11 protein-coding genes and 2 riboswitches are annotated in these 23,808 nt (G+C 71.6%); of the genes, 1 reads left to right on the top strand and 10 read right to left on the bottom strand.

Annotated elements, in window-relative coordinates:
• Positions 1–11: 11 nt before the first annotated feature.
• Complete coding sequence (locus tag A3IC_RS72870) at positions 12–1,034, bottom strand: hypothetical protein (protein ID WP_020557667.1); 1,023 nt, start codon at positions 1,032–1,034, stop codon at positions 12–14.
• Positions 1,034–2,515 carry a prenyltransferase/squalene oxidase repeat-containing protein gene (locus A3IC_RS0150460; RefSeq protein ID WP_020557666.1) on the bottom strand — a complete coding sequence of 494 codons (1,482 nt, stop codon included), beginning with the start codon at positions 2,513–2,515 and terminating at the stop codon, positions 1,034–1,036. Before A3IC_RS0150460 ends, A3IC_RS72870 begins: the two co-directional genes overlap by 1 nt.
• Positions 2,516–2,577: 62 nt before the next feature.
• A riboswitch (cobalamin riboswitch) is annotated at positions 2,578–2,713 on the bottom strand.
• A gap of 672 nt (positions 2,714–3,385) precedes the next feature.
• Here A3IC_RS0150460 and A3IC_RS0150455 point away from each other — a divergent pair.
• Positions 3,386–4,480 carry a prenyltransferase/squalene oxidase repeat-containing protein gene (locus A3IC_RS0150455; protein WP_020557665.1) on the top strand — a complete coding sequence of 365 codons (1,095 nt, stop codon included), beginning with the start codon at positions 3,386–3,388 and terminating at the stop codon, positions 4,478–4,480.
• A 107-nt stretch (positions 4,481–4,587) separates the two neighbouring features.
• Here A3IC_RS0150455 and A3IC_RS0150450 read toward each other — a convergent pair whose 3' ends face one another.
• The 8 genes from A3IC_RS0150450 to A3IC_RS64040 form a co-directional block, all read right to left on the bottom strand.
• On the bottom strand, positions 4,588–5,118 hold the full coding sequence (locus A3IC_RS0150450; RefSeq protein WP_020557664.1) for a hypothetical protein: 531 nt from the start codon (positions 5,116–5,118) through the stop codon (positions 4,588–4,590).
• An 87-nt stretch (positions 5,119–5,205) separates the two neighbouring features.
• Positions 5,206–5,341, bottom strand: a riboswitch (cobalamin riboswitch).
• A gap of 299 nt (positions 5,342–5,640) precedes the next feature.
• Positions 5,641–6,432, bottom strand: a complete 792-nt coding sequence (locus A3IC_RS61285) for a ferritin-like domain-containing protein (RefSeq protein WP_020557663.1) — start codon at positions 6,430–6,432, stop codon at positions 5,641–5,643.
• A 59-nt stretch (positions 6,433–6,491) separates the two neighbouring features.
• Positions 6,492–7,505, bottom strand: coding sequence for a YrhB domain-containing protein (locus A3IC_RS63755; protein WP_020557662.1), 1,014 nt, complete (start codon positions 7,503–7,505; stop codon positions 6,492–6,494).
• Between the two features lie 188 nt (positions 7,506–7,693).
• A complete protein-coding gene (locus A3IC_RS0150435) occupies positions 7,694–7,900 on the bottom strand; it encodes an MbtH family protein (RefSeq protein WP_020557661.1) in 207 nt (68 codons plus the stop codon).
• Positions 7,897–13,560 (bottom strand): non-ribosomal peptide synthetase/MFS transporter, encoded by a 5,664-nt coding sequence (locus A3IC_RS0150430; RefSeq protein ID WP_020557660.1) that lies wholly within the window; start codon positions 13,558–13,560, stop codon positions 7,897–7,899. The genes A3IC_RS0150435 and A3IC_RS0150430 overlap by 4 nt, the downstream gene beginning before the upstream one ends.
• The gene (locus tag A3IC_RS0150425; RefSeq protein ID WP_020557659.1) at positions 13,557–16,877 is read right to left on the bottom strand and encodes a non-ribosomal peptide synthetase; all 3,321 of its coding nucleotides are present in this window, start codon (positions 16,875–16,877) and stop codon (positions 13,557–13,559) included. Before A3IC_RS0150425 ends, A3IC_RS0150430 begins: the two co-directional genes overlap by 4 nt.
• Positions 16,874–20,032: a non-ribosomal peptide synthetase gene (locus tag A3IC_RS0150420; protein ID WP_020557658.1), complete on the bottom strand. Its 3,159-nt coding sequence runs from the start codon at positions 20,030–20,032 to the stop codon at positions 16,874–16,876. Before A3IC_RS0150420 ends, A3IC_RS0150425 begins: the two co-directional genes overlap by 4 nt.
• A 2-nt stretch (positions 20,033–20,034) precedes the next feature.
• Positions 20,035–23,388: an AMP-binding protein gene (locus tag A3IC_RS64040; RefSeq protein WP_020557657.1), complete on the bottom strand. Its 3,354-nt coding sequence runs from the start codon at positions 23,386–23,388 to the stop codon at positions 20,035–20,037.
• Between the last annotated feature and the right edge of the window lie 420 nt (positions 23,389–23,808).

Raw genomic sequence — 23,808 nt, 5'->3', positions numbered from 1 at the left:
TGCGGGCCGGTTCAACGCACCGCGCTCGTCGCGCGCCGACGTCGCACGACGGTGAAGGCGGCACCCGCGCACAGCGCGGCGAGCAGGGCGATGCCGATCAGGGTGGTGATCGGGATGCCGGAGTCCTCGCCGGTACGGGCGAGTTCCTCGCCACCGGTCCAGGTGGCCCCGGCCGGGGTGGTCCCGGAGGGTTGACCGGCAGCGGGTGGGCCGGCCCCTGGTTGGGTGCCGGTCGCGGTCGTGGACGGATCCACGACCGGCGGGGCGGCGGGTGGTGGTTCGGCTTCCATCGGGTTGCCCGCCACCCCGGGGCCCGGGGCGAGCGGGTCGACGGACCGGCTGCCGGTGGTGTCCGGTGTGTCGGTGCCGCCGGCGGGCGGCGGGTTGCCGGCCGGATCGGACCCCGGCGGTTGCGGCTTCGGCTGTTCCGGACCGGGCTGTTCGGGCTTGGGCTGTTCGGGCTTGGGGCGCTCCGACTCGGGCGCGTTCGGGGTGGGCTTGGGCGTGGGGCGGGTCGGGGCCACCCGGGGCGGCGGGTTGGAGGTCTCGGTCTTGTCCTTGGAGAAGGACCAGCCCTCGAAACTGCCGATCGGGGGCTTGCGGTTCAGCACGCCCCACTGGCTGTAGGTCCACGAACCGCCGTTGAGGGCATGCCAGTACGACCAGTAGGCGGAGGCCGGCGGCGTGTCGATGCACGGCTCGGAGTTGGCGCCCGGCTTGCCCTCGACCCGGCAGATGAACGCCTCCCCCCAGCGGGCGACACCGGTGATTTGCATGCCGGCGTTCTTCAACGCCGCCAACCCGGTGGCCTGTTCGCCCGGTGCGCAGCGCACGATGGTGGTGCCACCGAGTTCCTGGAAGTCGACGATCACGGTCACGCCGTTGCCGTCCGGGCAGAACCCGGGCGTGCCCTTGCCGGTGTCGACCGCGCGTGCGGCCGGTGCGGTGACGGTGAGTTGCGCGGTCGCGGGCAACACCAGGATCGCCAACGCGGCGGCCAGGCGGGCGATCCGGGCACGGTGCGCGGCGATCATCACGCGTGATCCCCGTTCCTGCGGCGGGCGCCCGCGCGCACCGCAAGGCCCGTACCGACCAGGCCGATCGCGAGCAGGGTCAGACCGCCGACCTGCGCGCCGGTCCGGGCCAGTCGGCCGCCGCCGGAGCCGGACCCGGCGCCGGTGTTCCCGCCCGACACCGAGCCGGGCGTGGTGATGGTCGAACTCGCCGAGGCGCTCGCGGTGCGGCCGGCCGACGTGGTGGCGCTCGGCGAGTTCGTGGCCGAACTCGCCGCGGAGGTGCTGGTGGAGGTGGTGGGCGAGGCCGTGCGCGTGGCGGTCGGCGAAGTCGTGGCCGTGGCCGTGGCCGACGTGGTGGCGGTGCCCGTGGGTCCGGTCGGGGCCTTGCCCAGGTCGCCGAGCGGGACGTCGGCGAGCACGAGCAGCGCCTGCGGCGTTGCCCGGCGCCACTGGTCGCGCTGAAACTCCGGGATGCCCTCGGCCCGGGCCGAGGTGAGGGCCTCCGCGTTGTAGGCGATCGTGCCGATCTCCCGGTCGGCGGCGCCCGCGTTGTCCTTGGTGATCTGGTGCTCCAGCACCCACGCGGCGGCCCGGTCCGACTCGGCCGGGTAGCCGGCCGCGTGCAGGGCCTGTCCGGCCAGGCCCGTGCTGTTGGTGTTCGAGGCCACCGTGGGACCCGAGCCACCGAACGAACCATCCGCGCGCTGCTTGGACTTGAGCCAGTCCGCGCCCTTCCGGGCCGCGGCGGCGGCGCCCACCGATTTGCTCTCGGTCGCGGCGGCGAGCAGGGCCTGCACCGCCATACCGGTCGAGTCCGGGTCGAGCACGGTCGTGGGCGTGTCCTGGCAGGTTGCGCCGGTGCTGCCCAACTGGCCCGGGTACAAGCGGAATCCGCCGCTCGGACACTGTTGCTTGATCAGGAAGTCCACCGCGCTCTGCGGCACTCCGCCGCTGCGAGCCAGGCCCAGCACGGCCAGCGATTGGCCGAACGCGTTGCCGGAGTCGGGACTGCCGGTGAGCTTGTCCCGGATGCGACCCGCGTCGTCGCCCGCGTCGGCCCCGGCGATCAGGTCGAGCGTCTCCGCGCGCATGTCGAGGCCGCCGAATCCGGTCGGATCGCGATCCGCGACCACCGCGGCGAACAGCACCTTCGCGGTCGCGCCGGCGATCCGCGAGCCGGGCAAGCCCCACTCCTCGGCGCTGGTGTACTTGCGCACGTTCGCCGCCACCGCGTCCGCCGCGGCGCCGAGCGCGGTCGGCTGCGAGCGAGTGGCGGCCAGCGCCATCATCGTGTCGATGGTGAGGCCCCAGTCGGGGCCCGCGAAACCGGGTATGCCGCCGGCGACCAGTTCCCCGGCCTGCCACTCGGCCGCCGCGGCGCCCGCCGCGGCATACGGGTTCGCTGCGTCGGCCGAGGCCGGCAGGACGGGGGCGACGGCGACGAGCACCGCGCCGCAGACCGCGACGGCGCAGGTGGGTGCGACGGTGAACCGGAACATCGGGGATCCTTCCGGGACTACACGAGTCCCGGTGTCCGACCGACACAGAGAGCGCCAGCGGTGGAATCCGGGCTTCAGCGTGCAGTCCACGACAGCTGGAGCCTTCAAAATCGTACGAACCCAGGCATTCCGACTCGTGGCGACCTGTCGGTCACCACCCACGGTTGCGGGACAGCGCCGGAATTCGACCGGCTTCCCCTGGGCTTCGAACTATGGAGTTGAGGTGCCGACGACATGCACCGGCGTGCGGAGCGTACGAGAGATACCGCCTCGCGGACAACCGTTCGCGCGTGCGCGGCACCATGCCGTTCGTCACCATCCGACGATGTCGGCCCCGATCCGGGGGCGGTTTCCAGCCGTTGCACGGACTCCGGGAAGGCTCCCGTTCCGGGCCCGGCCTCGGCTCGAACTGCGGGATCGACTTCGGCTCCGGCCCGAACTCCGGCTGTCCGGACGGTGATCGGGGCGAGGGTCGCCGAGCCCCCTGGCCGGAAAGCGAGTTACCCTCGGCGGCGAACTGTCCGTAGAGTGCGCAGCGTCTCGCCCGAGGATCTTCGGTGCGACGGCGGTGTCCACTCCCGGGCACCACCGTGTCCGGCCGGTTCCGGGGCGCGGCGAACCGAGTCGACTTCGGCCGCAGGGAAAGTCCGGTGTGATTCCGGCGCTGACCCGCAGCGGTGGTCCGTCCACGTCCGTGCGACGGCGAGCCCGAATGCCTGGGGCCGGAGCGTTCCACCTCCATTCCCCGTCGTGGTCTACGGGGCGGAGCCCTCGCGCCGCCGGGCCGAGACCGTCCCGCTCCCGGGTCACGGTCGAACGCGTGGCGAATTCGCCGGGCATGCCGCTTCGCAGGCCCGGAAAGGCTTCGTCATGACGCTCACCCGACCCGGCCGGAAGATCTCCGCTCTGTTCGGCGGACTGCTCCTCGCCACCGCGACCGCCGTCGTACCCGCGACCGCGAGCGCCGCCCCGGCACCCGTCGACCGGTCCGCGGCCGCTTCGATCCCGGCCGACAATCGCACCCGCGCCGCCGCCGGATGGCTGGCCCGGCAACTCGTCGACGGAGAGCGCTTCGAGACGACCTTCGACGGGGTGACCTACCCCGACCAGGGCCTGACCATCGACGCGATCCTGGCATTCGCCGCCGCCGGGGTGGCCGACGTCAACGGGGCCAAGGCCACCACCTGGCTGGCCCGCCCGGAGATCCTGTCCGGCTACATCGGCGACGGCACTGCCAACTCCTATGCCGGGGCCACCGCCAAGGCGCTGCTCGCGGCCGAGGTGCGCGGCGTGAATCCGAGCAACTTCGGCGGCGTCGACCTCCCGACCCGGCTGCGCTCGTTGCAACAACCCTCGGGCCGGTTCACCGACACCTCCCCGTGGGGCGACTACAGCAACGCGTTCAGCCAGTCGCTCGCGCTGCTGGCGCTGGACCGCACCGCCTCCGGCGCACCGTCCGCCGCGGTCGACTTCCTGGCCGGCGCACACTGTGCCGACGGCGGGTTCCCGCTGAACTTCGGCCTCGCGACCTGCACCAGCGACGCGGACTCGACCGCGATGAGCGTGCAGGCGCTGGCCGCCACCGGTCGCCATCAGGAGGCCACCGCCGGGCTCAACTGGCTCGCGGCGCACCAGCTTTCCGATGGCGGCTTCGGCACGTCGGGCGCCACCACGTCCAACGCCAACAGCACCGGCCTGGCCGGGCAGGCCCTGCTGTCCTCGTGGCGGGTGTTGCCCGGGCTGACCGCGCGGCACTTCCTCACCCAGCGACAGGTGGGCTGCACGGCCACGCCCGCCACGCGAGGGGCGATCGCGTACGACGCCACCGGGTTCGACCCGTCCACCGCGACGCGGGCCACCGCCCAGGCCGTACTGGGTCTGGCCGGCACCGGCTTCGCCGACCTGACGGCCGCGGGCGCCCTGCCCGGCGTACCGACCCTGCACTGCCCGTCGTCCGCGTCCTGACCCGGATCCGGACCACCCGCGTCGTCGGTCGCCGATCCGGGCGACCGACGACGCGGGGCCTTGCCAAGCAGGCTGAACAACCCCACATGGAGCGAGGTTCGGCCGAGCTAACGCGAAGGTGTCACGCGCGGCGGCGGGTTGGTCGAAGCGGTCTTGTCCTTGGAGAAGGACCAACCCTCGAAGCTGCCCAGCGGGGGCTTGCGGTTGGACGCACCCCACGAGCTGTACGTCCAGGTACCGCTGTTCGGCGCGTGCCAGTAGGACCAATAGGCGTTGGCCGGAGGTGTGTTCAGGCACGGCTCGGTGTCCGGGCCGGGCTTGTTCTCGATCCGGCAGATGAACGCCTCACCCCAGCGGGCGGTGCCGGCTATCTGGAAACCGGCGTTCTTCAGCGCGGCGAGGCCGGTGGCCTGATCACCCGGCGCACAGCGCACCAGGGTGGCGCCGCCGAGTTCCTGGAAGTCGACGACCACGGTCACCCCGTCGTTGGTCGGGCACACGCCGGCGCTGCCCTTGGTGGTGTCCACGGCGTACGCGCTCGGCGCCGACACCGTGACCTGCGCGGTGGCGGGCAGTACCAACAGGGCCAGTACGCCGATCAGTCGGCCGATTCGTCCCTTGTTCCGAAAGTTCTTCACGGACGGATTCCCTTCGTGCGATGGACGCGGGCGCGGACGGCGGGAACGGAGAGTCCCGGCGTCCGGCCGAAGACAGGCGTCGGCCGCGGAATCCGGGCTTCAGCGTGCAGTCCACGACAGCTGGAGCCTTCGGGATCGAATGAACCCAGGCATTCCGACTCGTGGCGACCTGTCGGTCACCACCCACGGTTGCGGGACAGCGCCGGAATTCGACCGGCTTCCCCTGGGCTTCGAACATTCGGTTGTCGCACGACGATCCGAGCGGGATCGCCGCGCGCCGACGAACCGCGTCGGCGTCCGGAGCGTACGAGAGAGCGCACCCCGCGGACAACCGTCGACCGCCGGACCCCACCGTGCCGTTCGTCACCCGACCGTTGTTGTCACCCGACGGTGTCTTGCGCCGGGGATTTCCGGATCGGACAGCATGGAGTCACGCACACACGATGTGTGATCACACGCCGGAACGAACGAACGGGTCCCGCTCCGAGGTCGGCTGATCGAGGACGCGGACCGGCGGATCGGCTACACCCCCGGCGGACGGCGATCCACCGGCGGTCGGGTCGGCAGGCGGCGGCGCGGATGTCCGGCAAGGGCGGCGGTACCCGGATCGGCCGCCCGGACCTGCGCCATCGCCGCGCGGGAGTGCGCGAAGACGTCCCGGGCGTAGCGGCCGCGGGTGGTCCGCAGGTGGGTGAGCGTCCGGCCGTGGTCGCTCACCACCATGGCCGTCGCCCCGGCGGCCAGGAACCACCAGCCGACCACCGCGGCCGCCCGGAACGCGGGCGGGGACGCCGCCAGGCAACCACGCAACCAGTCGCAGTGGAACGGGACATGGCGCTGTTCATCGGCCAGGATCCGGGCAGCCACCTCGGCGGTCAGCGGGTCGTCGACACCGTCGGCGATCGCCGCGTAGAAGGGGAGCACGACGATCTCCGAGGCCAGGATCAACATCATCTCCAGGCGCAGGCCGAAGGCCGGACGCAGCCGACGAAACGTCGCGTCCGCCCAATGACCCGTGATCCGCCCCGACCCGGCCGCGGCCAACAGATGGTCGAGCAGCCGGCCGTGATTGGCCTCCTCCGCAGCGAACAGCACGATGGCAGCGGCGTATTCGGGGTCGCCCGCCGCGACGGTCTTCGCGATCAGCAGCCGATTGTCGGTGTCCTCGCTGAACTGGAACCGCCGAAGGGTCTCGATCAGCACCGGGTCGAGACGGGCGCCCATCTCCCAGGCCGGATCCTGCTCCCCGGCCCGCCGCAACGCCTCCGCCTCGAAATTTGCCAACCACCGCCGAAAGTCCACCTCCACACCCATCCGACAGCGCTCCCCCACCGACCCCCGTCCGGCCGATGCCGAGACGATCCCGAATCACCCTACGCCGCCCCTGCGGTGCCGGTGCCGGCACCCAAATCACCCTCCGGCACGCGCAGTCGGTCCGCGGAAAGCTCGGGCGGGCGCCACTCCAGCTTCGCGGCATGGGCCAGGAAGCGTGGGTCGAGGGCCAGGTGGTACGTCTCGACATAGTGGGCGAGATCGGAGTACCAGAACCAAGTGCCGTCGGTGCGCACCGCCAAGCCGCCGATTGGCGACCGATCGCGGCTCAGTTCGTCGTAGGCCACGGTGGTGGTGGCCGCCAACACCGCACCGGCGCGCAGGTAGCCGACCACTTCGGCCTCGAAGGCGCGCGGAATCAGGCCGGCCACGTCGTGGATGCCAGGCGCCGCCGGGTCCCGACCGGTCAGCTCCCGGTAGACGCCGAGAGGTTCGTAGTCCGCCCCTTCCGGGGACCACAGCGCGGCGGGCTCCGCCGGCACGCCCGCCCCCTTCGCGCGCGGACCGGTCGGCGGCACGACCTCGAAGCATCCTTCCTCCTCCTCCGGCGGTAGCGCCCGGTCCACCACGGCTCGCAACTCCGCCTGCGGATCCTCCCCCGCCTGCACCGCCGTCAAATACCGCTGCGCCGCACTCGGCCCGAGCCCGCGCACCACCCGCCGCAACCGGCGCAGTGCGCTGATCCTGCCGTAGGTGACGATCAACGCCCGCAACTCGGCGTCGAGTTCGTCCCGCGGCCCGGGCATTCGCTCGCCCCGAACCCGAACCCGATAGGCCGACTCCCACGCCCCGGTGACGAAGTCGACCACGCCGAGCGCATGCAGGCCGCCGTCCTCGCCATCGACGATGTACGGCCCGGCGCCGATCAGGAGATATCGCCGATCCCCAGTGCGTACATAGGCCTTGGCCTGACTGGAGACGATCCACCCCAACGCGTGCCGCTCCACGTCACAAACCACCGGCCGCGAATCCGGATCCGCCGAATACGGCCGTCGCTCCCACTCCTTTGCCAAACACGCCTCGACCAACCGCACCGCGTACTCCCGCTCGATCACCGAACAAGCATGCGCCATACACACGCACCCCCGCCGGCGCAATTTCGCCACCTGAACGTCCGACCACTCGTCATGGACTCACCCGATCGCATGGCTCCGGCCGAGAACTCGGTTCCGTCGAGAACCTGTTGGGCCGATTGCGCCGACATCGCCGGTGAGCCCCGATCGGGCTCACCGGCGACGCCTCGTCAGCCGTTCATCGCTTCGCGTGTGCTGCGTGGGCGCATGTCGGTCCAGACCTTGTCGATGTGGGAGAGGCAGGCCGGGCGGGTGCCGGTGAAGCCTTCCGCGCGCCAGCCGGCCGGGATGTCGCGGTCGGTGGCCCAGATCGAGTACTGGTGCTCGTCGTTGATCACCACTCGGCAGGGGCGTTCGGGCTCGTCGTTCGTGGTCATACCTTCTCCAGCTCGGATTCGGGTTCGGGTTCGGGTAGTTTCCGGGCGAGTGGCGGCTGCGGCGTCGTCGCAGCGTCCGCCCGCTTTTTGCGGCGTTCCTCGATGCCGATCAGATCGTCCGGCATCGCGTCGGGGACCTCGTCGTCGAACCCGGCGATCACCCGATGCCGGAACGAGGCGAGTGCGAGCACGATCATCGCCGACGCGCACAGCAGATACAGGAAGCCCGTGCCGCGACCGTCGCCGACGCCGATCACTCGCCCGACGCTGGACGCCAGCGCGCCACCCGGGCTGAACAGCGGTTCGAGCAAGTGCACCGCGAGCGGCGCGATCACCCCGAAGCCCAACGGGAGCGTGGACCAGGCCACCATCGTGTTCAGCGCGATCACCCGGCCGTGGAACCGCTGCGGAACCTTGACCTGGATGATCGTCGCGTAGATGCCGTTGAGCAGGGACAGTCCGAAGAACACCCCGAAGAAGCCGATGCCGACCGGCACCGGCGAGGGCCGCAGACCGGCGACGAAAGCGAAGACCGCGATCAGCACGGTGGCCAGCAGGATGCCGCGCATCCGGTGATGCCGCGGGCCTCCCCACACCCCCATCGCCAGGCCGCCGAGCAGCGCACCCGCCCCCGCCGCCACACCGACCGCGCCCGCGGTGTGCACCGATCCGAAGGACAGGACCAGCGGTGTCATCAACACCAACATCGGCGCCAGGAAGACGTTCAACAGCGCGAAGTAGAGCAGCATGGTGCGGAATCCGGGGTGCCCCATCGAGTAGCGCACGCCGTTGGCGATCTCCTTGGCCAAGCTTTCCCGCCGGGTCTGCGCCATCGTGTCGGGGAACGGCACGAATGCGACGACGGTCACCGCGATCACGAACGTGGTGATGTCGATCAGCAGAATCCCGCCGAGTCCGATGCTCGCCAACAGCGCCACCGCGATCAGCGGCACCACCAACTGCGCCAGCCCCGTGCTCGTTTGCACGATGCCGTTGGCGTGCCCGAGGTAGCGTTTGGGCACCAGTTGCGGCACCGCCGAGTTGTAGGCGAGGCGTTGGAAGGTGGCGGTCACCGACAACACCACCAGGAGCCCGTATACCGCGCCCACGCCCAGATGGCCGCTCCACAGCAGCACCGCCATCACTACCTGCACGGCTCCCGCCGCGCAGTCCGCGGCCAACATCACCGTCCGGCGGCTGTTGCGGTCCACCACCGCGCCCGCCAACGGCGCCACCACGATCCCCGGCACCAGCGCCAGCACCGAGAACAGCGCGAATTGGGTGAGCGAATCGGTGCGCAGATAGATCCAGATCGGGATGGCGAACTCGGTCAGCGCCGACCCGGTGATCGAGGCGAGCTGCCCGAGGGCCACCGCCATGAACCGACCCATGCTCGGCCGCACGGCCGGTGTCCGGGCCGGCTCGGCATCGACAGTCGCCGATCCGACCCCGGCGACACCGGCGCCCGCGTCGGTGCCGGTGCCGCCCGAGACCCCCTCCAACCACCATCCCGCGTCCTGACCGCGCGCCGTCCGGGTCAGCGGCTCGGTCCGCTCACGAGCCATCGCCTCGTGCGTCGCGGTGACGATCTCGGCCAACTCGTCCGCCCGATAGCGCAGGAAGTAGTGGCCCGCCTCGTCGATCACCACCAACGCCGTGGCGTCGGCCATGAAGTGCCACTCCCGGTATCGCTCCTGGTAGAACTCGGTGCTCGGGTCGCGCTCGCCGATCACCGAGATCACCGGCGCGGCCAACGGCCGCATGCCCTCGGCCATCCGCCGGGTGAAGTACTCCTCCGAGGTCCGCCCGTCCTTGCGCATGTTGCGGATGATGAAGGTGACCTGCTCCTCGTCCAGGTCGCCGAGGTCGGCGCCCATGGAGGTCAGCCAGTTCAGATGCACCCGGTCCCCGCGCAACCGCTCCAGTCCGGCGAATCGCGACAGCGCGCCGAGCATGCCGCCCTCGGGTCGGGCGAACGGGAAGATCGCACCGAGGTACACCGCCTCCAACCGGCGCCCCGACTCCTCCAGGAGGTGCGCGATCTGCGCGGTCAGCGCGCTGCCCACCCCACAGTGCCCGTACAGCGCCAACGGCCCCTCGACCCGGGCCAAAATTTCGTCGGCGCACTCCCGGGCGACCTCTTCGATCGGCCTGGGCGCCTCCGGCATGGACAGGTCGTGGCCGGGGATCGCCACCGAGTACAGCGAGTGTCCGGCCGGCAGCGCATCCGCCAGCGGCTGGTACACCACCGCGCTCCCGCCGCCGTAGGGCACACACACCAGCGAGAGCACCTGCCGGCCGGCCGGTACCGGTCGGGTCAACTCGTGCAGGAGCGAACGTGGTTCGTCCTCGCCGGCCGGTCGGTCGATCAGTGCGGCGAGTTCGCGCACGGTGCGGTGCTTGAACAACTCCAACAGGCTCACCTGCCGGCTGCCGGGCGGCAACACCTTGCGCAGCCGGGCCAACACCTGCATCGCGAGCAGCGAATGCCCGCCCAGCTCGAAGAAGTCGTCGGTGACGCCGACCGGGGCAAGGTCGAGCACCGCGCACCAGATCTCGACCAGGGCCTCCTCGGTCGCGCCGGCCGGAGCCACCCGCTCGCCGCAGTCCGCCCCAACCCCGGCGTCCGGTTCCGGCAGCAGCGCCCGATCCACCTTGCCGTGCGCCTTCAGCGGCAGTCGGTCGAGCCAGACGAACCGGGACGGCACCATGTACTCGGGCAGCCGGACCAGCAGCTCCCGGCGCAGGTCGGCGCCGGCCGGCGGCTCGCCCGGATGCTCCTCGGCCGGCACCAGATAGGCGATCAGCCGCTGCGCCCCCGCCGGCCCCCGCGCGTCCACGACGACCTGCCCGACCGCGGGTTGCGCGCGCAACGCCTTCTCTATCTCGGCGGGTTCGACCCGATAGCCGCGAATCTTGACCTGCTGGTCGCTGCGTCCGAGGAACTCCACGTCGCCGCCGGGCAGATATCGACCCAGGTCGCCGGTGCGGTACAGCCGAGCGCCCGGCGGCCCGAACGGGTCGGGCACGAACCGGTCCGCGGTTGCCCCTGGCTGCCCCAGGTAGCCGCGCGCCAGCCGCTCGCCTCCGATGTGGATCTCCCCGGTGACCCCGATCGGTACCGGTTGCAGGTGTGCGTCCAGCAGGTACACCCGCGCGTTCGGCAGCGGTCGGCCGATCGGCGTCACCGTGGAGACCGGCACGTCCTGCGGTCGGACCCGGTAGGTGGTCACCCCCACCGTGGTCTCGGTCGGCCCGTAGTGGTTGACCACCGCACACCTGCCGAGCGCGGCCAGGTCGCGCGCCCACTCCCATGAGGAGCCCTCGCCGCCGAGAATCAACAGCCGCCTGGGCAGCAGTCGTTCGGCACCGGCCTCGGCCGCCAGCCCGGCCAGATGGGACGGCGTCATCTTCAGGTAGTCGACCGGGTGCCGATTCAGGTGGTCGGCGAATTCCGCACCGGACAACCGCGCGGGAATCAGGTGCAGTTCGCCACCGGTGGTCCAGGCCAGGTACAGCGCGGTGATCGCGAAGTCGAAGGACAACGACTGGGCCAGGCCATGGACCGATCCGGGCACCACCTCGAACCGTTCGCGTACACCGTCCAGATAGGCCAGCGCCTCGCGGTGTTGCACCGCGACGCCCTTGGGTCGGCCGGTGGAGCCGGACGTGTAGATCACATAGGCCAGGTTTCCCGACTCGGCCGCATCGGGCGAGCGGCCCGGATCCGACTCCTGGTCCGGGACCTGGTCGCAGGCGTCGATCGCGGCCCGTTCGCGGTCGAGCAGGATGAACGTGCCGGTGTGACCCGCCGTGCGCTCGCGCAGCGCGGTATCCGTCACCAGCACCCGCACATCCGCGTCGGCGAGCATGAACGCGAGCCGTTCGACCGGTTGTTCGGGATCGAGCGGGAGATACGCCCCGCCCGCCTTGAGCACGGCCAGGACCGCCACCGCGAGGTCGAGCGACTGCTCCAGGCACAGCGCGACCGGTGTCTCCGGGCCGACGCCGCGCCCGCGCAGGTATCGGGCGAGCCGGTCGGCGCGCGCGTCGAGTTCGCCGTAGTCGAGCGTGCGCCCCTCGTGGGTCACCGCCGGCGCGCGCGGATCCGAAGCCACTTGGGCCTCGATCGCGGCGGTCAGCGTGCGGTGTTCGGGCATCGGCCGAGCGGTATCGTTCCAGCCCGTGACGAGTCGGGCCCGCTCCTGCGGTTCGAGCAGGTCGATCCGGGACAACGGCGTATGCGGGTCGGCGACCACCGCCCGCAGCAGTGTGGTCAGGTGCCCGGCGAGCCGGGCCACCGTGCTCGCGTCGAACAGGTCGGTGTTGTAGGTGAGCAGGCCGTTCATCCCCGTCCCGGCCTCGAACACGAACAGGCTCAGGTCGAACCGGGTCACCCGGGAGTCGCCGCTGAACCAGTCGTGGCCCAGTCCGGTGAAGCCGCGCTCGCCGCGCTCGTAGTTCTGCAGCGCGAAGGTGACCTGGAACAGCGGCGTGCGGCTGACGTCGCGGGTCACGTTCTGGTCCCGGACCACCTGATCGAACGGCAGGTCCTGGTGTGCGTAGGCGTCCAGGCAGCTCTCCCGAACCCGGCCCAGGAGTTCGGCGAAGGTGGGATCCCCCGCCAGCGGGGCCCGCATGGCCAGCATGTTGACGAACATGCCGATCATCGGTTCCAGGTCCGGATGCGGACGCCCGGCGATCGGGGAGCCGACCGCGAAATCGTCCTGGCCGCCGTGCCGGGACAACACCGCCTGCCAGGCCGCGAGCAGGGTCATGTACGACGTGGCGCCGTGTGCGCGACCCAGTTCACTGATCCCCGACGCCAATTCCGCGTCCAGCGTGAAGCCGTGCGCGTCACCGCCGAACGTCTGCCGGGCCGGCCGGGGTCGGTCGGTGGGCAGCGCGAGCGTGCCCAGACCGGCCAATCGATCCCGCCAGTAGCGGGCGGCCCGTTCGCCTTCGGGACCGGCCAGCCGCTGCTGCTGCCAGGCCGCGTAGTCGCCGTACCGCACCGTCGGTTCCGGCACGGGCGATTCCAGGCCGGCCGTGAACGCGTCGTAGTCGGACATCAGTTCGTTGACCAGCAGGTGAACCGACCAGCCGTCGCCGACCAGGTGGTGCAGGACCACCACCAGCACGGTGTCCTCCCGGTCCAACCGCACCAACGCGGCGCGCATCAGCGGCGGTATCTCCAGGTGGAACGGGCGGGCGAACTCCGCACCCACCAGCGCGCTCGCCCAGCGTTCCCGGGCCTCGGCGTCGAGGTCCTCGGCAGGCGAGTGTCGGGCCACGGTGATCGGCATCGGCGGATGCACGGTGGCCACCGGGCCGCCGTCCGCGCTGGTGCCGAACGTGGTGCGCAGACTGTCGTGCCGGGACAGCAGCGCGTTCAACGCCCGTTCCAGCGCGTCCTCGTCGAGCCGTCCGCGCAGTCGCAGGGCGATCGGGATGGTGTACGCGGCGGTTCCCGGTGTCAGGTTCTCCATGAACCAAAGCGGGATCTGCGCTGAGGACAGCGGTACTCGCGCCCCATCCGGCAGGCGGGGGATCGATGCGGGGGCGGTCGTCGTGGACCTGCGCAGCCGCTGTTCCAGCAGGGTGCGCTTGGCAGCGGAGAGTTCGCCGGGACGACTCGGCGGCGCCGGGGTCGGCGTCATCGTGGGTCTCCTGTCTCGGCCTGCTCCAGCACCAGTCGTTCGGCGTCCGCTTCGGAGAGCGTGTCGAGTTCGGCCAGCAGCAGTTCCTCGATCGATGCGGCCAGACCGGCCACCGTGGGATCGGTGAACAGGGCACGGATGGGCACGGTCAGTTCGATCGCCGTGCCGATCCGGGCCACCACCCGGGTGGCCAACAGCGAATGGCCACCGAGCGCGAAGAAGTCGTCGAGCGCGCCGACCCGTTCCAGGCCGAGCACGTCGGCGAAGGTCTCCGCGACCAGTTCCTCGGCGCTGCCGCGCGGAGCCACGAACGAGGCCGCCGGCGTGGTGCGTTGTTCGGGCGCGGGCAGCGCGGCCCGGTCGAGCTTGCCGTTCGCCGTCAGCGGCAGGCGCTCCAGCACCACGAACGCGGCGGGCAGCAGGTACGCGGGCAGCGCTCGGGCCAGCGCGGCCCGCACCGCCGTCGGCTCCGGCGGCTCGGCCGCCTCGGCACCGGGCACCAGATAGGCGACCAGTCGTCGATCGCCCTGTTCCTCCCGCACCAGCACCGCCGCCTGGGCGATGTCCGGTTGCGCGACCAGGGCCGCCTCGATCTCGCCGGGCTCGATCCGGTAGCCGCGCAACTTGACCTGGTGGTCGGTGCGTCCGAGAAACTCCAGTTGCCCGTCCGGGCGCTGCCGAGCGCGGTCGCCGGTGCGGTAGAGCCGGGAGCCGGGTGGGCCATACGGGTCGGGCACGAAGTGCACCCCGGTCAGGCCCGGATGACCCAGGTAGCCCCGGGCCGGTCCGATACCGCCGATGCACAACTCGCCCGGCACGCCGGGCGGCACCGGTTCGAGATGCCGGTCCAGTACGTGCACGCGGGTACCGGCCAACGGGCGCCCGATCGGTGGCCGCGTGCCGTCCCACAGTTCGGCACGGGGGCCGGCCAAGGTGGCCGACGTGGCGATCACCGCGGTCTCGGTGGGACCGTACGTGTTGACCAGGTCGACCCGTTCGCCGAAGACCTCGCGCCAGCGCCGCGTCGAGGCGACGTCGGCCTGATCGCCGCCGATGATCAACAGCCGCAGCGCCTTCGGCCACGGCAGGCCCGGGGTCTGCGCGACCAGTTCGTGCCAGTAGGACGTGGGCAGGTCGAGCACGGTCAGCGTGCGACCGGCGTCGGTGGCGAAGAAGTCCGGCAGTAGACCGTCCGCGGGTGCCAGCACCAGGGTCGCTCCGTCCAGCAGTGTCGGATACACCTCCTCGACGTGCGTATCGAAGCCGAACGAGGCGAATTGCAGGACCCGGTCGGTGGGGGCGGTCCGGTAGCGCTCGCGCATCCAGGCCACCCGGGCGGCCAGCGCCTCGCGGGTGATCAAGGTGCCCTTGGGGCGGCCGGTGGAGCCGGAGGTGTAGACGAGGTAGGCGAGATGTTCGGGACCGGCAACGGAGGCGAGCGGTTGCTCCTGCGCCTCGTCGCCCTCGACGCCCCCGTCCCCGTCCCCGTCCCCGTCCAACAGCAGCACCGGAGGTGCGACGTCGGCGAACCGGTGCGCGAACTCGGCTCGGCACAGGACGCGTTCGGCCGCGCTGTCGGCCAGCATGTAGGCGATGCGCTCGGCCGGCAGCGCGGGATCCACCGAAAGGTAGGCACCGCCCGCCTTCAGCACGGCGAGCAGCGCGACGATCGTCTCGATCGAGCGTTCGGCGCACACCGCGATCACCGAGTCCGGGCCGGTGCCGCCGCGCCGCAGTTCCCGGGCCAGCCGGTTCGCCCGGGCGTCCAGGTCGGCGTAACCGATCCGGCTGTCACCGCACTCGACGGCATCGGCCCGCGGGGTGCGCAGCACCTGTACCTCGAAGGCCAGGATCGGGTCCGGGCAGTCGCCCGGGGGCGGGCCGGCAGCGGCGGCCGAGACCCGGGCCCGCTCGGCCGGTGGCAGCAGCGGCAACCGGGACAGCGGCGTGTCGGGTTCGGCCACGGCGCCCCGGAGCAACGTCTCGAAGCAGCGCGCGAGACGCGCGACGGTCTCGGGGACGAACCGTTCGGTGTCGTAGACGAACTCCACCACCAACTCGTCGCCTTCCGGCCACACCTCCAGGGCCAGGTCGAACTTGGCCTGCCGGAACCCGGATTCGAAGACCTCCGCGGTCACCTCGCCGAGCCGCAGTCCGGGGCCGGCGGGCGGGCGCAGGGTCAGCATGGTCCGGAACACCGGCGGGTCGTCCGGATCGCGGTCCACGTGCAGGGCGCCGAGGAGTCGTTCGAACGGCACGTCCTGGTGCTCGAACGCCTGGATTGTCACCGTCCGGGTGCGGGCCAGGAAGGCCCGGAACGACGGATCCCCCGCAGTGCTCCCGCGCAGGACCAGCGTGTTGAGGAAGTAGCCGACCAGCCCTTCGTACTCCTCCTCGTCCCGGCCCGCCAGCGGCGAGCCCACGCACACGTCCTCCTGGTCGCAGTAGCGCGCGAGCAGGGTCTGGTAGGCGGCGAGCAGGGTCATGTAGAGGGTGACTCGTTCGCGGCGGGCGAGCTGCTCGATGCCCGTGCGAAGGTCGGCGGACAGGTGGTGGGTGACGGTGCCGCCGCGCCCGGCGTGCGCGCCGCCGACGCGCGGACGGTCGGCGGGCAGATCCAGGGGTGGCGCTCCGGTGAGTTGCCGGGTCCAGTAGGTCAGTCGTTCGTCGAATTCGGGCGAGTCGACGAGTTCGCGTTGGCGCCGCACGTAGTCGACGTAGCTCAGCGGCAGCGGTTCCAGCGGCGAGGGCCGACCGGCCGTGAAGGCGGCGTAGACGGCCGCGAGTTCGCCGTCCAGGACGTTCATCGACCAACCGTCGGCGACGATGTGGTGCAGAACCAGGCAGAGCACGTGATCGTGTCCGTGCTCGTCCAGGCGCAGCAGACTCGCCCGCACCAGGGGTCCCCGGGCCACGTCGAAGGGGCGGTTGGTGCGTTCGGCGACCAGTTCGCGGGCGTGCCATTCGCGTTCGCCCGGCACGCCGTCGACGACCACCCGTTCCAGGACGAAGTCGCCGGACGGGCCGATCACCTGGGCGGGCACGCCGTCTTCGTCCGGGAAAGCCGCACGCAGGCTGTCGTGCCGTGCGACCAGTTCGGCCAGCGCTCGCTCCAGTGCGTCGGCGTGCAACGGTCCGCGCAGTCGATGGACCTGGAACATGTTGAAGGCGGCGTCGCCGGGGTTGAGCCGATCCAGCAGCCAAAGTCGTTCCTGGCCCGCCGACAGCGGTGTGCGCAGCGGGCGTTCGGGCCGGTTCGTGGGCTGCTCCGCCGGTCCGTGCCGGTGCGGGTCATGGTTTCGGGATGGGGTGTTCATGGCCGCCGTTCGCTTCGCATCGCGGAGACCGCGCTGGTGAGTCCGGTGATGGTCGGGGATTCGAAGAAGACGTGCAGCGGTACGTCCACGCCCAGGCGCTTGCGGATGCGCGCGCCGATCCGGGTGACGGTGAGCGAGTGGCCGCCGAGGTCGAACAGGTCCTCGTCGGGACGGATGTCGTCCAAGCCGAGCACCTCGCGCCAGATGGCGGTGATCTCGGCGACCGGGCCGGGGTCGTCTGTCGGCCGGCCGGCCGGATCCGGAGCCGGGTCGGCCACCCGCACTCGTGGTGGCGCGGGCAACGCGGCCCGGTCCAGTTTGCCGTTGGGCGTCAGCGGCAGGCGCTCCAACGCGACGAAGGCGCTCGGCACCAGTGCGCGGGGCAGCGTCGCGGCCAGGTGTACCCGCAGTTCGGCCGGACTCGGGGCGGCGCCCGCGCGCGGTACCAGGTAGGCCACCAAGTGCGGGCCGTCGGCCCCGTCCTGCCTGGCCACCACGGCCGCCGTCGCGATGTCCGGGTGCTCCAGCAACGCGGCTTCGATCTCCCCCGGTTCGATCCGGTGGCCGAGGATCTTCACCTGGTGGTCGACTCGCCCCAGGTACTCGATCCGGCCGTCCGCGCGGTAGCGGGCGCGGTCGCCGGTGCGATACATCCGGGCGCCGGGCGGTCCGAACGGGTCCGGCCCGAACCGGTCGGCGGTGACGCCGGGCAGGTTTCGGTAGCCGCGAGCCAGACCGCTGCCGGCGATGTACAGGTCCCCCTCGACGCCGATCGGGACCGGTACGGCCTCGGCGTCCAGGATGTACATCCGGGTGTTGGCGATCGGGCGACCGATGGTCACCTCGTCGTCGTCCGGGCCGATCTCCGCCGTACCGGACCACACCGTGGTTTCGGTCGGCCCATAGGCGTTGACCAACCGCGCCGTCCGCCCGCGCAGTTCGCGGGCCAGTGGGACCGGGAGTGCTTCGCCACCGGTGACCGCGACCACGGCGGGCTCCGCGAAGCCCGCGTCGAGCAGCATCCGCCACCCGGACGGCGTGGCCTGCACATGCGAGACGTGTTCGTCCCGGATCAGCCGCAGTAGCGCCCGCCCGTCGCGGACTTCACCGTCCTGGGCGAGGACCAGCAGTCCTCCGGTGATCAGCGGCAGGTACAACTCCACGGCGGAGATGTCGAACGAGGCCGAGGTCAGTCCGAGCCACACCGCGTCCTGGTCGCTTTCCAGCGTGTCCCGCATCGAGGCGAGCAGGTTGCTCAGCGCACCGTGTTCGATCTCCACGCCCTTGGGCCTGCCGGTGGAGCCGGAGGTCGCCAGCACGTAGGCGAGAGCGCCGGGCATCGGAGGCGTCCACCGTCGCGCCGTCCCGGCGGTCGTGGTGCCGATCTCGTCGATCAGCAGCGCGTCGGCAACGTGTGCGGGGAATCGGCCGAGCAGATCGCGCTCGGTCAACAGCACGGTCGCGGCGCAGTCGCCGAGTACGGACGCCAGCCGCGCCGGCGGGTATTCGGGATCCAGGGGCAGGTAGCCGGCGCCGGACCGCAGGATGCCCAGCAGGGCCGTCGGCAGCGCGGCGGTGCGCCGCACGCAGACCGCCACCAGGTCGCCCGACCCGACGCCGGCGGCGCGCAGCCGCTCGGCGACCGCCTCCACGGCCGCGTCCAGGTGGGCGTAGCTCAGTCGTTCCGCACCGCAGTGCACCGCCGGTGCGTTCGGGGTACGGGCGACCTGCGCGGCGAACAGTTCCGGCAGCGTCGCGGGGTCTCCGGCCCTGGTGGTGTCGTTCCAGTCGAGCAGAATCGTGGCCCGCTCGCGATCGGTCAGCACCGCGAGCCGGGACAGCGCGGTGTCCGGGGCCGCGACGATCGCGCGCAGCAGGGTGCTGTAGTGGCCCGCGATGGCCTCGGCCGTGCCCCGATCGAGGGCGTCGGTGGCGAAGTGCAGGTGCAGCGCGAGCCGGTCGGGGTCGTCCAGGCATTGCAGGTGCAGGTCGCCGCGCACGGCGTGGTTGAACATGGTCCAGTCGATGGAAGCGGGCACACCCGCGAACTCGGGTACCTCGGTGCGCCGGCGATAGCTCATCGACACCGGTGCCGGCGCCAGGCGCGGCGTGAGACCGGCCACCGCCCGGCTCAGCGGCACGTCACGCACCCGGTACAACTCGCGCAGGTCCGCGCGCAGCGCCTGCCCGAAGGCGCCGAACGGCGTCTTCGGCGACGGGTGGGTGTGGACCGGCAGTTCGTTGACGTACGGGCCGATCCGGTCGCGGGTGTGCGGCGTGCGGGTGCCCAGGCCGACGGCCACCGTGGGGTGTTCGTTGCCGTAGCGCCACAGCAGCACGTGCAGCGCGCCGAGGAGCAGCGCGAACGAGCTGATCCCCAACAGCGCGGCGGTGCCGGCCAGATCGCGCCGCAGGTTGTGGTCGACGGGTATCGGCACCGACTCGCCGGGGCCGCCGTGCGTCTCGGCGCGACCTCGGCCGGGCAACAACACCGGCGGCGGGTCCAGGGCCTCGGCGGCGAAGCGCTCCTTGGCGAGCGTGACTCGACGGGTGAAATCCGCCGCCTCACGCGCGATGCGCTCGGCTTCGGCACCTTCCTCGTGGTCCGGCGCATCCGGCGGTGCCGGCTTGGTGCCGGTGTCGAACGCCGTGTAGAGCGCGCCCAGTTCCCGGACCAGGATGTCCTTGGAGGTGCCGTCGAAGGCCAGATGGTGGACGACGACCAGCAGCACCCGGTGTCCGGGGCCCGCGTCGAGCAGGGTGAAGCGCGCGGGTGGGCCGGTGGCGGGGTCGAACGGGCGCAGCGTCTCGCGCCGGATCAGCTCCGCGATGGCATCCGCGCGCCGTTCGGGTGCCGTCGCGGCGAGCTCTTCGGTCACGAGTCGGGGCATGGTGTCGGCTGGGACCAGCCACAGTTCGCCGTCGGCTTCGCGCAACGCGCTGCCCAGGACCGGGTGCCGGGCCACGAGCGCGTCGCAGGCGTCGGCCAGGGCGCCCGGGTCGAGGTCGCCGGTGAAGCGGATGGCAAGCGGCATGTGGTGGGCGGTGCCGGTGTGGCCGGCGAGTTCGGTGAACCGGATTCCGTGTTGCACGGGGGTCACCGCGGCGCGGTGGTGGGGTTCCGGCGGCAGGGATACCGGCTGGGACTTGCGCATCGTCAGCCCTTCTCGGTGGCGGTCGGTGGGTGCACAAGCGCGTCGACGTCCCCGAACACCGGCGCTTGGGGCTGGTCGAGCGCGAGCGCCCAGGCGTCGACGAATGCCTGGGCCAGGCCCTCGACGACGGAGGGGGCGAATGCGCGCTCGTTGTACAGCAGCCAGCCGGCGATGGTGCCGTCCGGTTGTTCGGCGAGGGCAAGTTCCGGCACACCCAGATCGGGACGGCCGCCGGGAGTGGACCATTCGGCGTCCAACTCGCGTGGCAGGTCGAAGGGTTCGGAGACCAGACCGAGAAAGTGCGCCCGGTTGGACCAGCTCTCGTAGCGAATCCAGGCCGCGTCCGGAAAGCGCGGGTAGAACTCGGCGAACGGGTAGGACTGGTGCTCGTTGGCGGCCAACGCGGCGCTGCGCACCCGGGCCAGCAGTTCGCCGAACGAGGGGTCGCCGCGCAGGTCGATCCGGATCAGCAGGGATTGCACCAGGCAGCCGATCAGGTTCTCGCTGCCCGGTCGCGAACGGCCCGGTACCGGTGACATCACCACGATGTCGCGGGTGCCGGCCGTCCTGGCCAACACGCTCGTCCAGCATGCGGTGGCCAGCATGAACGCGGTCGCGCCCTGCTCGCGCGCGCTCGTGCGCAGTCGGCCGACCAGGTCCGCGTCCAGGGTGAACCGTACCGATGCGCTGTGCAGCCGATCGGTGACGTCCCGGCCGGGAAAGGGGTCGATCGCGGCGGGTGCGCCGGCCAGGGACTCCTCCCAGAAGGGCCGGGTGCGCGGCCATTGGGCGCGGGCCCAGCGCAGGTGTTCCGCGCAGGTCGGCATGGGCGGCGTCAGCGGACTGGGCCGTCCGGTGCGAAACGCCGAGTAGATCAGCGCCAGTTCACGCAGCAGTACGCCCATCGACCATCCGTCGAACACCATGTGGTGTACGGCGATGATCAATACGTGGTCTTCGGCGTCGAGTTCGATCAGCAGGGCGCGCACGAGCGGACCGCGGGCCAGATCCCAGTCCTGTTCGCGTTCGATGCGGGCGTGTTCGTGGGCGAACCGCTCGCGCTCGGCCGGTGTACCGCCTTCGGCGCGCACCCGCCGCACCTCGGGTCGCAGTTCGGGTCGTACGAGTGCCTCCGGCGCGCCGTCGACGTAGCGAAAGACGGTACGCAGCGCCTCGTGTCGGCGGACGATCTCGGCCAGGGCGGCGGTCAACGTGTCCGGGTCGAAGGTGTCGGTGATGCGAATGCCCACGCTCACCGGGCCGACGTCGCGGGTCTCCTCGGTGGCGTGCATCCAGACGAAGAAGTTCTCCTGCTGCGAGCTGAGCGGCATCGGCGCGAGTTCGGCCGACGGTTGCGAAGTGCCCGGGCGGACGGGCCGGGGATCGGCTCGGGCGGCGTCGATCCATGCGGCCTGCGCGGCCAGTTCCGGCCGGTCGAAGGCGAGCGAGGAGGGCACGTCCAGGGCGAAAAGGCGCTCGACGGCGGCGGCGAGTCGGGTGGCCTTGAACGAGTCCCCGCCCAAGGCGAAGAAGTTGTCGTCCGGGCCCGCGCCGCACGAGCCGAGCACCTCGTCCCACAGACCGCTCACCGCCACCTCGGTCGCGGTCCGGGGCACGCTCGTGCTCGGGGTGTCGCTTTCGGCCAGCCGGGAGCGCAACTGTTCCTTGACCACCTTGCCCGCCGGATTCCGGGGGAGGGAGTCCACGCGCAGGAGTCGGGTCGGGATCTCGTGCCGGGCCAACCGCTCGCCCAGGAACACCCGCAGGTCCTCGGCCGACACCTCGGCCCGCAGCACCAGCGCGGCGGCGACCATCGTGCCCATCACCGGGTGCGGCAACCCGAACACGGATGCGTCGGCGACGGCGGGGTGTTCGTACAGCGCGGCCTCCACCGCGAGGGTGGAGATCCGCGTCGCGCCGGACTTGATCAGGTCGCTTTCCCGGTCGATCAGGTACAGGTAGCCGTCGGCGTCCAGGCGACCGATGTCGCCCATCCGCACCCAACCGCCGGTGAACACCTCGGCGTCGGCCCGGGCGTCGCGGTAGTAGGTACGCGACGCGGTGGGTGGGCGCAGCCAGATCTCGCCGACCTCGCCGGTGGGCACGGGTTCGCCGTCCGCACCGACGATACGCAGGTCGTCCCGGCCGGTGCCGCGGCCCACCGAGGTGGGCCGGTCGGCGTCGAAAACCATGGTGGTCTGCGCGGGCGCCGCCTCGGTGGAGGTGTAGGAGTTGACGATGGTCGCGTCCGGAAATGCCTCGGTCAGCGCGAGCGCGGTGGCCGGCGGCAATGCGGCGGCGGTGGAGCCGAACAGTTGCACCGTGCTCACGTCGTGCCGGGTCCAGGCACGCGAGTTCACCAACTCGGTGGCCATCGCCGGGACCGTGAACACGGTCCCGACCCGGTAGGCGGCGATCAGCGCACAGAACTCCTCGGCGTCGAACGTCGGTGCGCACAGTGCCGTCGGCTCGGCGGTCAGCGCGTTCAGCAACATCGTCTGGCCCGCGTTGGTGCCGATCGGGAACGCGTGCAGGAAGTGTCGCGAGTGGGCCAACTGGCGGTGTCTGGGCGTCGGTTCGAAGCCATGGGTGAGGTTGGCGTGGGTGGCGGCGACGCCCTTGGGCGTGCCGGTGGTGCCGGAGGTGTACAGGATCTGGGCGAGGTCGTCGGGACGCGACGCGGGCAGGCCGGACGGGCTCCGGCTCGGATTCCGGTGCTGCTCGGGTCGGCGTTGATTCGGGCGGTGCGGGTCCGAGCCGTGCGGGTCCGAGCCGTGCGGGTCCGAGCCGTGCGGGTCCGGGCCGTGCGGGTCCGGGCGGTGCGGATTTGCTGTACGGCCCTCGGCTCGGGCCGCGGCGGCCTCGAGTTCGGCGGCGGGCGAGTTCCACGCGTCCGTCGGTGCCGGCCGAATTTCGGCGCCGTGCACAACCGCGGTGGCGGCGCAGTGGGTGAGCATCGTGTGCAGGGCGGCGGGCGGCAGCCGCTCGGGAAGCGGCACCGCGACCGCGCCGGCCCGGTGCACCGCGCAGTAGGCGACGGCATAGTCGGCCCATTCGCGACCGGCGAAGATCAACCCGATCCGATCTCCTTCGCGCACCCCGCGCGCGCGTAACTCGCGGGCCAGGGACGATGATCGACGATCCCACTCGGCGAAGGTGAGCCGGCTTTCCGGCGTTCCCGGCAGCAGGAAGGCGACCCGGTCGGGGTCGACGAGCGCGCGGGCGGCCAGCAGTCCCGGCACAGTCGACCCCGGCGCGGTCGCTCGCACCGCGGGGGGCTCCGGGTCGGCCGACCTCCGGCGGGCCTCGGCGGCGGTCACCTCGCGGACCGAATCGCGGTGACCGGATGCGGGCATGGGTGAGTTCTGGCTCGGCGCATGGATGTGTCTCCGGGGTAGGAGTTGCGAAGTGCAAGACGCCATGGGCAACATCGGCCCACGCAGGGCAGCGGAAACGCCGTACGGGAACCGCCGATCCGGTCATGGAGCGATGACCGTCGGCGACATGTCCAAGACTGTCAATGGACTAGACCAATGACAAGAGCCGGACGGAATCCCGGTGCGGATCCGGGCCGGAATTCGCACACCTGGGTCGCCCCGAACGCCGCACGCACCCACACCGGTTGGTCGTCCGGCGTCGGGCAAGCCGGCCGAATCACGTGCTGGGACGGCGATTTCGCCATGCCGAGACAGGGTCTGTCGCCGCCGGGCTTCCGGCGCTAACGTGAGCCTGCCGCACTTCCCTAACCCAGGGTCGATGACCGGTGAACCCGGCGT

It is taken from the genome of Embleya scabrispora DSM 41855 (assembly GCF_000372745.1).
GTDB classification, from domain to species: Bacteria; Actinomycetota; Actinomycetes; order Streptomycetales; family Streptomycetaceae; genus Embleya; species Embleya scabrispora.
The sequence above is the reverse complement of the archived record's forward strand: the minus strand, read 5'-3'. Positions and strand labels throughout refer to the sequence as shown.